The sequence below is a fragment of the Streptomyces sp. NBC_01264 genome, from assembly GCF_026340675.1.
Classification (GTDB): Bacteria; Actinomycetota; Actinomycetes; order Streptomycetales; family Streptomycetaceae; genus Streptomyces.
The window spans coordinates 6,655,129-6,668,806 of the sequence record NZ_JAPEOX010000001.1; the positions used below are offsets into that span (position 1 = coordinate 6,655,129).

At 74.1% G+C, this 13,678-nt stretch carries 10 protein-coding genes; 8 read left to right on the plus strand and 2 right to left on the minus strand.

Translation table 11 applies throughout. The features are described 5' to 3' along the window. The first annotated feature begins 12 nt into the window (after positions 1-12). From OG435_RS31240 to OG435_RS31260, 5 genes are all read left to right on the plus strand, one after another. On the plus strand, positions 13-1,107 hold the full coding sequence (locus OG435_RS31240; RefSeq protein ID WP_266882250.1) for an ABC transporter ATP-binding protein: 1,095 nt from the start codon (positions 13-15) through the stop codon (positions 1,105-1,107). A gap of 5 nt (positions 1,108-1,112) precedes the next feature. Beyond that, positions 1,113-2,207: an ABC transporter ATP-binding protein gene (locus tag OG435_RS31245; protein ID WP_266881250.1), complete on the plus strand. Its 1,095-nt coding sequence runs from the start codon at positions 1,113-1,115 to the stop codon at positions 2,205-2,207. 378 nt (positions 2,208-2,585) lie between these two features. Further along, complete coding sequence (locus tag OG435_RS31250) at positions 2,586-3,242, plus strand: trimeric intracellular cation channel family protein (protein ID WP_266881251.1); 657 nt, start codon at positions 2,586-2,588, stop codon at positions 3,240-3,242. 78 nt (positions 3,243-3,320) lie between these two features. After that, positions 3,321-4,196, plus strand: a complete 876-nt coding sequence (locus OG435_RS31255) for a thioesterase family protein (RefSeq protein ID WP_266881252.1) — start codon at positions 3,321-3,323, stop codon at positions 4,194-4,196. A 683-nt stretch (positions 4,197-4,879) separates the two neighbouring features. Beyond that, positions 4,880-6,043 (plus strand): cysteine desulfurase family protein, encoded by a 1,164-nt coding sequence (locus OG435_RS31260; protein ID WP_266881253.1) that lies wholly within the window; start codon positions 4,880-4,882, stop codon positions 6,041-6,043. 32 nt (positions 6,044-6,075) lie between these two features. Here the strand turns inward: OG435_RS31260 and OG435_RS31265 are convergent, their stop codons facing one another. Further along, positions 6,076-6,762 (minus strand): N-acetylmuramoyl-L-alanine amidase, encoded by a 687-nt coding sequence (locus tag OG435_RS31265; protein ID WP_266881254.1) that lies wholly within the window; start codon positions 6,760-6,762, stop codon positions 6,076-6,078. A gap of 70 nt (positions 6,763-6,832) precedes the next feature. Here OG435_RS31265 and mnmA point away from each other — a divergent pair, with 70 nt between their 5' ends. After that, positions 6,833-7,972: a tRNA 2-thiouridine(34) synthase MnmA gene (gene mnmA, locus OG435_RS31270; protein ID WP_266881255.1), complete on the plus strand. Its 1,140-nt coding sequence runs from the start codon at positions 6,833-6,835 to the stop codon at positions 7,970-7,972. Positions 7,973-7,979: 7 nt separating this feature from the next. Here mnmA and OG435_RS31275 read toward each other — a convergent pair whose 3' ends face one another. Beyond that, positions 7,980-8,909 carry an NADP-dependent oxidoreductase gene (locus OG435_RS31275; protein WP_266881256.1) on the minus strand — a complete coding sequence of 310 codons (930 nt, stop codon included), beginning with the start codon at positions 8,907-8,909 and terminating at the stop codon, positions 7,980-7,982. A 234-nt stretch (positions 8,910-9,143) separates the two neighbouring features. Between OG435_RS31275 and OG435_RS31280 the strand changes: the two genes are divergently transcribed. Both OG435_RS31280 and OG435_RS31285 read left to right on the plus strand, forming a co-directional pair. Continuing rightward, positions 9,144-10,172 carry a GlxA family transcriptional regulator gene (locus OG435_RS31280; protein ID WP_266882252.1) on the plus strand — a complete coding sequence of 343 codons (1,029 nt, stop codon included), beginning with the start codon at positions 9,144-9,146 and terminating at the stop codon, positions 10,170-10,172. Between the two features lie 61 nt (positions 10,173-10,233). Next, positions 10,234-13,632 carry a S8 family peptidase gene (locus OG435_RS31285; RefSeq protein WP_266881257.1) on the plus strand — a complete coding sequence of 1,133 codons (3,399 nt, stop codon included), beginning with the start codon at positions 10,234-10,236 and terminating at the stop codon, positions 13,630-13,632. Positions 13,633-13,678: the final 46 nt, after the last annotated feature.

Below are 13,678 nucleotides of genomic sequence, written 5' to 3' on the forward strand. Positions count from 1 at the left end.
GCATCCGCCCCCGTGCCGACCCCCGCCTTCGTGCCCGAGCAGGGCGGGGCCCGGGACCGGGCCTTCCTCTCGGTGCGCGACCTCAAGGTGCACTTCCCGACCGACGACGGCCTGGTCAAGTCCGTCGACGGGCTCTCCTTCGACCTGGAGCGCGGCAAGACCCTCGGCATCGTGGGCGAGTCGGGCTCCGGCAAGTCGGTCACCTCGCTCGCCATCATGGGCCTGCACCGCACCGGCCACGTCCGCAACCGCCCGCAGATCTCCGGCGAGGTCGTGCTCGACGGCGAGGACCTCGTCCAGGCCGACGCGGACCGCGTCCGCACGCTGCGCGGGCGCAAGATGGCGATGGTCTTCCAGGACCCGCTGTCCGCGATGCACCCGTACTACTCGGTCGGCAAGCAGATCGTCGAGGCCTACCGGACCCACCACGACGTCGACAAGAAGACCGCGCGCAAGCGTGCGGTTGAGATGCTCGACCGCGTCGGCATCCCGGAGCCCCAGCAGCGCGTGGACTCGTACCCGCACGAGTTCTCGGGCGGCATGCGCCAGCGCGCGATGATCGCGATGTCGCTGGTCAACAACCCCGAGCTGCTCATCGCCGACGAGCCGACCACCGCACTGGACGTCACCGTCCAGGCACAGATCCTGGACCTGATCCGGGACCTGCAGAAGGAGTTCGGCTCCGCCGTCATCATGATCACGCACGACCTCGGTGTGGTCGCCGAGATGGCCGACGACATCCTCGTGATGTACGGCGGCCGGTGCGTGGAGCGCGGCAGCGCCGAGAAGATCTTCTACGAGCCCCGCCACCCCTACACCTGGGGCCTGCTCGGCTCGATGCCCCGCATCGACCGCGAACAGACCGACCGCCTCATCCCGGTCAAGGGCTCGCCGCCCAGCCTCATCAACATCCCCAGCGGCTGTGCCTTCCACCCGCGCTGCCCGTACGCCGACCTGCCCAAGGGCGGCATCACCCGTACCCAGCGGCCCGAACTGGCGCTGGTCGAGGGAGCCGCGGAGGGCGACGGCCGGCACTGGGCCGCCTGCCACCTCTCGCCGGAGCAGCGGAACCGGATCTGGACCGAAGAGATTGCGCCGAAGCTGTGACCGATATGAAGAAGACGGCAACGGGCACGGTCCCCGCACAGGCGGACTCGTCCCCCGAGCCGCTGCTGAAGGTGACCGGGCTGGTCAAGCACTTCCCCATCACCAAGGGCCTGCTGCGCCGCCAGACCGGCGCCGTGAAGGCCGTCGACGGCATCGACTTCGACGTCCGGCGCGGTGAGACCCTCGGCATCGTCGGCGAGTCCGGCTGCGGCAAGTCGACCATGGGCCGGCTGATCACCCGGCTGCTCGAACCGACCGGCGGCAAGGTCGAGTTCGAGGGCAGGGACATCACGCACCTGAGCGTGTCCGGCATGCGCCCGCTGCGCCGCGACGTCCAGATGATCTTCCAGGACCCCTACGGCTCGCTGAACCCGCGGCACACGGTGGGCACCATCGTCAGCGCCCCGTTCAAGCTCCAGGGCGTCGAGCCCGAGGGCGGCCTCAAGGCGGAGGTCCAGCGGCTGCTGGCGCTCGTGGGACTCAACCCGGAGCACTACAACCGCTACCCGCACGAGTTCTCCGGCGGTCAGCGCCAGCGCATCGGCATCGCCCGCGCCCTGGCCCTGAAGCCGAAGCTCGTCGTGGCCGACGAGCCGGTCTCGGCCCTGGACGTCTCCATCCAGGCCCAGGTGGTCAACCTGCTGGACGACCTCCAGGAGGAGCTCGGCCTCACGTACGTGATCATCGCCCACGACCTGTCGGTCATCCGGCACGTCTCGGACCGGATCGCGGTCATGTACCTCGGCAAGATCGTCGAGCTCGCGGACAACAAGTCCCTGTACACGGCGCCCATGCACCCGTACACCACGGCCCTGATGTCGGCCGTCCCGGTGCCGGACCCGCGCCGGCGCGGAGCGAAGAGCGGCCGCATCCTGCTCAAGGGGGACGTGCCCTCCCCGATCTCGCCGCCGAGCGGCTGCCGCTTCCACACCCGGTGCTGGAAGGCCACCCAGATCTGCACCACGCAGGAGCCCCCGCTCCTCGCGCTGAAGACCGGCCACCAGGTCGCCTGCCACCACCCGGAGAACGCCCCCGACCAGGCCCCGGGCGACCCGGCCCTGCCGGGCGCGGCGGAGGTCGTGGCGAAGCCGACGGTCTGAGCCCACCTCAGGCGGCGCCGGCCGGGTCCGGCGCCGCCGGGGGAGATCCGGCGCCACCCCGGAAGGCGCCGGGGCGCCGCTGGGTGACGTCGGAGCTGCCCGGTGGTGCATTGCCGCCGCCGGGGCGGCACCGTCCCCGCCGGCACCCTGCGTCCCGTGCCGGCCGACTGCCCGGGGCCCCACCGGGCCAAATCAGCCCCGCCGGCGTTTGAGTCGCGGGGGTTCGGGGGCGGAGCCCCTGACGGCGGCGCCGCACCCGGCCGCGGTCCGGACCCCCACGGGGTGCGGTCCCGACCTGGCAGGGCCTGCCGCCCCTTCGCAGCCGTGGCCGCGCCACACATGTTCGAGCCCGCCGCGGGCGACCGGCACAATGAGCCCGTGCTCCACGATCTCTTCCCGCCCGGAGTCCAGCACAGCCTGGACCTCGCGGGCATCTTCGTCTTCGCCACGGCCGGCGCGCTGCTCGCCGTACGCAAGAACTTCGACGTCTTCGGCATCGTCGTCCTCGCGCTCGTCACCGCCCTCGGCGGCGGCCTGTTCCGCGACATCGTCATCGGCGCCACCCCGGCCGCGGCCTTCAGCGATCTCGGGTTCTTCGTCACGCCGCTGGTCGCCGCCGCGATCGTCTTCTTCCTGCACCCCGAGGTCCAGCGGATCAACCGCGCCATCAACGTCTTCGACGCGGCCGGCCTCGGGCTGTTCTGCGTGACGGGCACGACCAAGGCCTACGAGTACGGCCTCGGCCTCACCGCCTCCGCCGCGCTCGGCCTGGCGACCGCCGTCGGCGGGGGCGTCCTGCGCGACGTCCTGGTCAACGAGGTGCCCTCGCTGCTGCGCGACCGCGAGATGTACGCCGTGCCGGCCGTCATCGGCGCCTCGATGGTGGCGCTGTTCATCAGCTTCGACAACCTGAACGCCCTGACGACGGGCCTGGCGATCGTCACCACCTTCGTGCTGCGGCTCCTCGCCATCCGTTTCCACTGGCGGGCGCCGCTCGCGTGGAACCGCCGCTCGTCGGTGGCGGAGGAGCCGTAGGGCGGCCGGGAGGGGCCGTAGCGGTCGCCACAGTCGCCAAAGCTACCGCTTAGTAGGGGTCGGGTGTACGGTCGTTCCATGTCTCACGCAGCTGCCAAGGCCTCCATCGGCGACAGCGAGTTCGACCGCGACACCGCCGTCACCGCCCGTGCGGGCGAGCCCGGGGTGTACGACGCGGAGCTCTCCGCCGGGTGGACCATCATCACCGCCGTCAACGGTGGATACCTGCTGGCCCTCGTCGGCCGCGCCCTCTCGTCGGCCCTGCCGCACCCGGACCCCTTCACGGTCTCCGCGCACTACCTGACCTCCTCGGTTCCCGGCCCCGCCGTGATCCGCACCGAGGTCGTACGGGTCGGCCGCAGGCTCTCCACCGGGCAGGCCTCCCTCTTCCAGTTCGACGAGAGCGGCGCCGAGGTCGAGCGGATCCGCGTCCTGGCCTCCTACGGGGACCTCGCGGCGCTCCCCGACTCCGTCCACACGACGGCCCTCCCGCCCGTCATCCCCGCCTACGAGGACTGCCTCGGCCCCGAGGCCGGCCCGGCCCCGATCCCCGGCAGCTCGGCGATCGTGGACCGGCTCCGGCTGCGGCTGGACCCGGAGACGGCCGGCTGGGCCGTCGGGCAGCCCTCGGGCAAGGGGGAGATGCGGTCCTGGTTCGAGCTCGCGGACGGCCGCGACGCGGACCCCTTCTCCCTCCTCCTGGCGGTGGACGCGCTCCCGCCGACTTCCTTCGACCTCGGCCTGCTCGGCTGGACCCCGACGGTGGAACTCACCACCCACATCCGCCACCGTCCGGCGCCCGGTCCGCTCCGGGTGTCGATCACCACGCGGAACTTGGCGGGGGGCTTCCTGGAGGAGGACGCGGAGGTCTGGGACTCGGCGGACCGACTGGTCGCCCAGTCCCGCCAGCTGGCGAGTGCCCCCCGGGGGGCGGCCGTTCCTGCCCCTTCTTGATGCGTCCCTCGCACCGCTACGCGGGCTTCGGGCCGCTGCGCCGGACTCCGTCCGGCGGCGGCTGGGCGGGGCTGGCGCCACCGCCGTCCCGGCACGGGTGGGCGGGTGCGGCTGGGTCGGCCCTGCGGGGCGAGGTCCCCTACCCGCCCTTCGCCCGTTCCCCGGGCGGTGCCCGGACCTCTGTTGTGTGCGGCGCCGTTGCCAGGGGCCAGCCCCCGGAACCCCCGCTCCTCAAACGCCGGAGGGGCTGATTTCGCCGGGCCGGGGCTGGATTGCCCGCAGGGCAATTCCAGCCCCTCCGGCGTTTGAGGAGCGGGGTCTGGGGCGGAGCCCCAGGGGCTCGGGCGGAGCCCGGGGCCTGACGGGTCAGGGCGGAGCCCTGGGAACGGTGGAAGGGCGGGTAGGGGAACTCCGCCCCGCGCAGCGGCACACCGGCGAGCCCCGCGCCCCCCGGGGCCGAGGGGGCCGGGCCGCACGCACGGTGCCTCGGACTCGCCGGGCGCCCGGCGAGGGTCAGGGGTGTCGTGCCCCAGGCACGGGTCGCCCAGGGCGCCCCGCGCACGGTGAGGGGCAACGGGGCCGCGCCCCACGCACGGTGCCCGGCGGGTCGGACGGATCCGTCAGGGGGTGTGAGGGGACGGCGGGGGAACCCGGGTGCGGGGGACTCGTAGAATCGGGGGATCATGGCCTACCTCGACCACGCCGCCACCACCCCGATGCTGCCGGAGGCCGCTGCGGCGATGACCGCGCAGTTCGCCGTCACGGGCAACGCGTCCTCCCTGCACGCCGCCGGCCGCCGCGCCCGCCGCACCGTCGAGGAGGCCCGCGAGGCCCTCGCCGACGCACTCGGGGCCCGTCCGAGCGAGGTGGTCTTCACCGCCGGTGGTACGGAGGCCGACAACCTCGCCGTCAAGGGGCTCTACTGGGCCCGCCGCGACGCCGATCCCGCCCGGACCCGCGTCCTCGCCAGCCCCGTGGAGCACCACGCCGTCCTCGACGCCGTGCACTGGCTCGCCGAGCACGAAGGGGCGCAGGTCGAGTACCTGCCCGTGGACCGCTACGGGCGCGTGCACCCCGAGGCCTTCCGCGAAGCGGTCGAGCGGGGCCCCGACGACATCGCGCTGGCCACCGTCATGTGGGCCAACAACGAGATCGGTACCGTCATGCCGGTCGCCGAACTGGCCGCCGTCGCCCGCGAGTACGGCATCCCGCTGCACTCCGACGCCGTCCAGGCCTTCGGTCAGCTCGACGTCCGCTTCGGCGACAGCGGCCTCGCCGCGATGACCGTGAGCGGCCACAAGGTCGGCGGACCCTACGGGATCGGCGCCCTGCTGCTCGGCCGCGACCAGAGCCCCGTACCCGTCCTGCACGGCGGGGGCCAGGAGCGGCACGTCCGCTCCGGCACCCTCGACGTCCCGGCCGTCGCCGCCTTCGCGGTGGCAGCCGTACTCGCCGCCGAGCGGCGCGAACGGTTCGCCACCGAGATCGGCGCCCTGCGCGACCGGCTCGTCGCCGCCGTGCTCCACGAGGTGCCCGACGCGGTCCTGGGCGGCGACCCGGCCGGCCGGCTCCCCGCCAACGCGCACTTCAGCTTCCCCGGCTGCGAGGGGGACTCCCTGCTGCTCCTGCTCGACGCCCAGGGCATCGAGTGCTCCACCGGCTCCGCCTGCACGGCGGGCGTGGCGCAGCCCAGCCACGTGCTGCTGGCCACCGGCACGGACCCGCGACTGGCCCGGGGGACCCTGCGCTTCTCCCTCGGCCACACCTCCACGCAGGCCGACGTGGACGCGGTCGCCGCCGCCATCGGCCCGGCGGTGGCCCGCGCCCGCACGGCGGGGCTGAGCTAGGGCGTCCGGGGCGATCAAGGCGGCCAGGGCGGCTAGGCCGTCTTGGCGCCCGCCGTGCCGGCTTCGTTGACCATGCGGAGGTAGCGGTCCCAGTCCCAGTGGCGGCCCGGGTCCGTGTGGTCGGCTCCGGGCACCTCGGAGTGGCCGAGGAAGTGCTTGCGGTCGGCGGGTATCCCGTACCGCCTGCACACGTCGGCGGCGAGCCGCGCCGAAGCCGCGTACATCGCGTCCGTGAAGTCCTTCGGCCGGTCCACGAAGCCGACGTGCTCGATGCCGATGCTGCGCTCGTTCATGGACCGGTTGCCCGAGTGGAAGGCGACGTCGAGCTCGCGCACCATCTGCTCGATGTGGCCGTCCTGGCCGACTATGTAGTGCGCCGACGCCCGGTGGAACGGATTCTTGAAGGCGTCGACCGAGGACTTGAAGCCGCCCTGGGTGACATGCACCACGATCCGGTCCACCCGGTAGTCCGCGGGCCGGTCCGCCAGCCGCCAGTTCGCCGGAGAGGCAGCCGTCCAGGAAGCCCCCGCGTGGTCCAGCTCGCCTTCCTTGCGCGGCTTGGACACCCCGGGCACCAGCCACCAGGCCCGCCCGATCTCGTCGCGCCCCACGACCGCCGCGGCCGCCAGCACCCCGAGGCCGCCGAACAGCACCGCCCTGCGGGTCCGCCCGGGCCGCCCCTTGTTGCCCGTACCGCCCTTGTCGCCCTTGCTCGCCATGGTGATCCACCCCCTGCCACCGAGAACGCGCTGTGACCCCGCGCGGTTCCCCCGTACCCTGGAAGGTGCTATGACTGAGAACCTGCCGAGCGTCCCCCGCCCCCTCCGCGTCCTGGCCGCCATGTCCGGCGGTGTGGACTCCGCCGTCGCCGCCGCCCGCGCGGTCGAAGCCGGGCACGACGTGACCGGCGTCCACCTCGCCCTGTCCGCGAACCCGCAGTCCTTCCGGACCGGGGCCCGCGGCTGCTGCACGATCGAGGACTCCCGCGACGCCCGCCGCGCCGCCGACGTCATCGGCATCCCGTTCTACGTCTGGGACCTCGCCGAGCGCTTCCGCGAGGACGTCGTCGAGGACTTCATCTCCGAGTACGAGGCCGGGCGCACCCCGAACCCCTGCCTGCGCTGCAACGAGAAGATCAAGTTCGCGGCGCTGCTCGACAAGGCCCTCGCCCTCGGCTTCGACGCCGTCTGCACCGGTCACTACGCCACCGTCGTCCTGAACCAGGACGGCACGCGCGAGCTGCACCGCGCCTCCGACATGGCCAAGGACCAGTCCTACGTCCTCGGCGTCCTCGACGAGAAGCAGCTCGCCCACGCGCTGTTCCCGCTCGGCGACACCCTCACCACCAAGGAAGAGATCCGCGCCGAGGCCGAGGAGCGGGGCCTGGCCGTCGCGAAGAAGCCCGACAGCCACGACATCTGCTTCATCGCCGACGGCGACACCCAGGGCTTCCTGGCGAACCGCCTGGGCAAGGCCGAGGGCGACATCGTCGACGAGGCCACCGGCGAGAAGGTCGGCACCCACGAGGGCGCCTTCGGGTTCACCATCGGCCAGCGCAAGGGCCTGCGGATCGGCCACCCGGCCCCCGACGGCAAGCCGCGCTACGTCCTGGACATCTCCCCGGTGAACAACACGGTCACGGTGGGACCGGTGGAGGCGCTCGACGTCACCGCCCTCACCGCGATCCGCCCCCGCTGGTGCGGCTCCACCGCCGCCGCCCCGGGCACGTACACCGCGCAGCTGCGCGCCCACGGCGGCGAGACCGAGGTCTTCGCCGAAATGGTCGGCGGTGAACTGCGGGTCGCCTTCACGGAGCCGGTCCGCGGCGTGGCTCCCGGCCAGGCGATCGTCCTCTACGACGGCACCCGCGTGGTGGGCTCCGCCACGATCGCCACGACCACCCGCGCCTCGGCGTCCGCGTCCGTCTAGTCCGAGCTCAGACCACCGTCAGGACGATCTTGCCGGTGGTCCGGCCCCGCTCGACGATCTCGTGGGCCTTCGCGGCCTCGGACAGCGGCAGCACCGCCTCGATGACCGGGCGCAGCCTGCCCTCCTCGACCAGGGCCGCGATCTCCACCAGGCCGCGGTGGTCGGGCTCGACCAGGGTCCAGCCGGTGTGGACCCCGTCGGCGTCCCCGGCGTCCGGCACGTCGTCCGGGGAGGGCAGGGTCACCAGGTGCCCGCCGGGCTTCAGGACCTTCAGCGAGCGTGCTCCGGCGTCGCCGCCGAGGGAGTCGATCACCACGTCCACGTCCGACACCGCCTCGGTGAAGTCGGCCGTGCGGTAGTCGATCAGTTCGTCGGCGCCCAGTTCGCGCAGCAGGCCGTGCTTGGCCTCGCTCGCGGTGCCGATCACGTATGCGCCGCGCGCCTTGGCGATCTGCACCGCCAGGTGGCCGACGCCCCCCGCCGCCGCGTGCACCAGCACCCGCTGCCCGGGGGTGACCCGGGCCGTGTCCACCAGTGCCTGCCAGGCGGTCAGCGCCGCCAGCGGCAGGGCGGCCGCCTGTACGTGGTCGAGCGAGGCGGGCTTGCGGGCGAAGTGCCGGGCCGCGCCCACCACGTACTCGGCGTAGCCGCCCGCCTGGCGCGGGAAGCCCGGCATCCCGAACACCTCGTCGCCCGCGCGGTAGAGCGTCACGCCGGGGCCGACCGCCTCGACGGTGCCGGAGACGTCCCAGCCCACGATCGGGACCTCGCCCCAGGCGATCAGGGCGCCGCTGGCCCGGGTCTTCGCGTCGACCGGGTTGACCCCGGCCGCGTGGACGCGTACCAGGATCTCGTTCAGGCCCGGCTCCGGCCGCTCGATCTCCCGCTCGACCAGGGTCTCGGGGCCGCCCCACTCGCTCACGACCATTGCGCGCATGTCTGTTCTCCTCAATCCGTCCGACGGCGTTGCACGGCGCCGGGCCCGTTCCGAAGCCGGGGTCTTCCCCGGCGACACGTCCCAGACTCGGGCACCGAGGCGGCCGCCGGTGTTGGCCGTCCGGCCACCATGTGACAGAATCTGGCCATGATGAAGGCGTCGCAGACATCGCAGGCAACCGGGGCATCGCGGACAGCGGGGGCATCAGAGATCCCGGCGGCGCCGCAGGTCCCGATGTCGGCGTGCGCGGCCTCGCCCGGCGGCCCCGCGCCGCATCCGCGTCGGCACCGGATCGCGGTGCTGGCCCTGCCCGGTGTCCCCCCGTTCGAGCTGGGCATTCCGTCCCGGGTCTTCGGCAGTGCCGTGGACCATTCCGGGGCCGCCCTGTACGAGGTCGTCGTCTGCACGGCCGACGGCGGCCCGGTGCTCAGTGACGCGGGGTTCGGCATCCAGCCCGCCGCCGGGCCCGAGGCGCTCGCCGAGGCCGACACCGTGATCGTCCCGCCCACCCACGCCATGCCCGAGCTGGCGCTCGGCGGCCCGCTGCCGCCCGAGGTGGCCGCCGCGATCGCCGGCATCCGCCCCGGCACCCGGCTGGTCTCCATCTGCACCGGCTCCTACGTGCTGGCCGCCGCGGGCCTCCTCGACGGGCGTCCCGCGACCACGCACTGGAACCTGGCCCCCGAGTTCCGCCGGGCCTACCCGAAGGTCAAGGTCGACGAGGACGTCCTGTTCGTCGACGACGGCGACGTCCTGACCTCCGCGGGGGTCGCGGCCGGGGTCGACCTGTGCCTGCACCTGATCCGTTGCGACCACGGGGCGTCCGTGACCAACCGGGCCGCCCGGACGTGCGTCGTACCGCCCTGGCGCGACGGCGGGCAGGCCCAGTACATCGACCGGCCCGTCCCCGAGCCCACCGTCGCCACCACCACGGCCACCAGGGCGTGGGCCCTGGAGCGGCTCGCCGAACCGATCGCCCTCGCCGAGCTCGCCGAGCACGCCCGCATGAGCCTGCGCACCTTCACCCGGCGCTTCCGTGACGAGGTCGGCATGACCCCGGTGCAATGGCTCACCGCCCAACGCCTGGACGTCGCGCGCCATTTGCTGGAGACCAGCGATCTCGCGGTCGACCTCGTCGCCCACCGCTCCGGCTTCGGATCCGGGAACTCCCTTCGCCAGCACATGCGCGCCTCCCTCGGCGTCTCCCCGATCGCCTACCGCCATACCTTCCAGCTCAACTCCTCAACTGGTACGCATCATTGATGGGCCGTCAGTCCCTCGGCATACTGCCTGGTTCCTGCACTCTTCTCTCAGGGGGAACCACGTGCGCAACCACCACGCCAGGGCGGGGGCGGCGGCCTCGGTCGCGGCGGCCGCCGCCCTCGCGCTCGCGGCGGGGCTGACCACCCCGGCCGCCGCGGCGCCCGCGATCGGCTCGTTAGCCGCTGCGACCGGCTCGTCAGGCAGCGGGACCGGCGCGAAGTCCGCCGCCCCGTCGGCCCCGACCGCCCGCGTCACCCTCGTCACCGGCGACCGCGTCGTCCTCGCCGCCGACGGCAGACCCGTCTCCCTCGAACGCGCCGCGGGCCGCGCGCACATCCCGTTCTCCGTGCACACCGAGAACGGCCACACCAGCGTCGTCCCGTACGACGCCCAGGCGCTGATCCGTGCCGGGAAGCTCGACCCGCGCCTTTTCGACATCACCGAGCTGAGCCGCCCCGAGTACCTGGCGGCCCGCTCCTCCGGCCGGCTCCAGCTGATCGTCGGCTACGAGGGCCCCGCCACCGCCGCCCGGTCCGCCCTGCGGGCCACCGGCGGACCGCAGGTCACCCGGACCTTCCCCACCCTCGACGCCGAGGCCGTCAGCGCGGCCCCCAAGGACGCCGCGGCCCTCTGGGAGGCGCTCACCGACCCCCGCGGGGACGCGGGCGGCCGGGCCGCGGCCCCCGGCGTCGCCACGGTCTGGCTCGACGCCGTGCGCACCGCCACCCTCGACCGGAGCACCCGGCAGATCGGCGCCGACCGGGCCTGGGCCGCCGGGTACGACGGCGCCGGAGTCAAGATCGCCGTGCTCGACACCGGCGTCGACGCCACCCACCCCGACCTCGCGGGCCAGGTGGTCGCCGAACAGAACTTCTCCCGCTCCGAGGACGCCGCGGACCGCTTCGGCCACGGCACGCACGTCGCCTCCATCGCCGCCGGTACGGGCGCCCGCTCGGCCGGCGCCTTCAAGGGCGTCGCGCCCGGCGCGAAACTGCTGAACGGCAAGGTCCTGGACGACCGCGGCTCCGGCAACGACTCCGGGATCCTGGCGGGCATGGAATGGGCCGTCGCCCAGGGCGCCGACATCGTCAACCTCAGCCTCGGCGGCCCCGACGCACCGCAACTCGACCCCGTCGAGGCGGCCGTGAACCGGCTCAGCGCCGAGACGGGCGTGCTGTTCGCCGTGGCCGCCGGCAACAGCGGCCGCCGCGGCCCCGGCAGCATCCAGTCCCCGGGCAGCGCGAGCGCCGCGCTCACCGTCGGCGCCGTCGACGACGCGGACGCCCTCGCCCCCTTCTCCAGCACCGGCCCGCGCCTCGGCGACGGCGGAGTCAAGCCGGACGTCACGGCGCCCGGCGTCGACATCACCGCGGCCGCCGCCCCCGGCAGCGTCATCGACCGCGAGAACGGCCAGGACCCGGCCGGATACCTGACCATGTCCGGCACCTCCATGGCCACCCCGCACGTCGCGGGCGCCGCGGCCCTGCTCAAGCAGCAGCACCCCGACTGGAAGGGCGCCGAGCTCAAGGGCGCGCTGACCGGCTCCGCCAGGGGCGGCGCGTACACCCCGTACCAGCAGGGCACCGGCCGGATCGCCGTCGACGGCGCGCTGGGTCAGAGCGTGGTCGCCCAGGAGCCGGCGCTGACCTTCGACATGCAGCCCTGGCCGCACGCCGACGACACCCCGCAGAGCCGGAAGATCACCTACCGCAATCTCGGCGCCGCGCCCGTCACCCTCGACCTCGCCGTGACCGGCACCGGCCCCGGCGGGGCGCCCGCGCCCGGGGGCTTCTTCACCCTCGGCGCCGGGCAGCTCACCGTCCCGGCGGGCGGCACCGCCGAGACCACGCTGACCGTGGACACCCGGCTCGGCGGAACGGCGGACGGCACGTACAGCGCGTACACCACCGCCACCGCGACCGGCGGCGGTCAGCGGGTGCGTACGGCCGCCGTGGCCGAACGCGAGGCCGAGTCCTACGACCTGACGCTCCGCCACCTCGGACGCGACGGGAAACCGGCCAAGGACCACGCCACCACCGTCCAGGGCGTCCGGGACGGCGCGGCGGGCCGCCGCTTCGAGGCGCACGACCCCTCCGGCACCGTCACCCTGCGCGTCCCCAAGGGCGGCTACCTCCTCGACGCCGCCCTCGTCGTCGACCCGCTCGACCTCACCCGGGGCGCCGACTGGATCGTCCAGCCCCGGCTCGACGTCACCGCCGACACCACGGTCACCCTGGACGCGCGCACCACCCGGCCCGTGGAGATCACGGTCCCCTCGAAGTCGGCGCAGGCCCAGTTCGTGATGCCCACCTACACGCTGAGCGAGGGCGGGGCCTCGTACGACTTCGGCTTCTGGCTCGACTCCCTCACCGGCTTCCGCACCCGGCAGCTCGGCCCGGATCCCGCGGCCGGCACGCTGCGCCAGCAGTGGGACGTGCACTGGCAGGACGGCGCCTCAGCGGAGTACCACGCGGTGCTGGGCGGCCCCGTACGGAGCCTCGCCACCGGCTACACCCGCCGGCTGAAGCCCCGCGACCTGGCGGCCCTCGTGGTCGCCCAGGGCGCCTCCGCCCCGGGCAAGGAGGGCGCGGTCGTCGCGATGGGCGCCCTCCCGGGCAGCCGCTCCGGGAGCTCGATGTCCGCCCGGCGGCCACTGCCGGCCACTGCCACGCTCTACGTCTCCACCCTGGACGGGGCGACCTGGGACCTCCTCTTCAGCCAGAGCTCCGGCCACGACGACAACGGCTTCCCGCGCGAGGAGGCGGCCTACGCGGCGGATCCCGGGCGCACCTTCGCGGGCGGCCGCACCTACCGCGAGCGCTTCAACACGGCGGTCTTCGCACCCCGCACCGACGCCGCCCACGGGGTGCTGCGCGAAGGCAACGCGATCGGGGGCTCCGTACCGCTCCTGGCCGACGGAGCGAACCACGCGGGCGGCTTCTACGAAGCCACCGGCAGCACCGTGCTGCGCCGCGACGGCGTCGAGGTGGGCCGCAGCGAGGCCCCGCTGGAGTCGAGCGACCCCTTCCCGGTCCCGCCGGGCGAGGCCTCCTACGAGCTCACCACGACCGCCCGGCTGAGCCGGGAGCTCTCCGCCACATCCTCCGAGACCACGGCCACCTGGCGGTTCCGCTCGAAGGAGACGGCCGGACCGACCCCGCTCCCGGTCTCGGTGGTCCGCTTCGACGCCCGCCCGGCCCTGGACGGCACCCTGCCGGCGGGCCGCACGGTGAACTTCCCGGTCACCGTCCAGGGCCCGGCGGCCGACGCCCGGGCCGCCCTCCGGGCTGAGGTCTCGTACGACGAGGGCCGCACCTGGCGCCCGCTCCACGTCCACCACGGCAGGGTGGACGTCCGCACCCCCGCGAAGGGCGGCACGGTCTCCCTGCGCGGCACCGTCACGGACCGCTCGGGCAACCGGTCGCAGGTGACGGTCCTGCGCGCCTACCTGGCCGGCTGACGCCGCCCGCCCGCCGATGACCCCGGAGGTAATCGCTTCCGGGGTC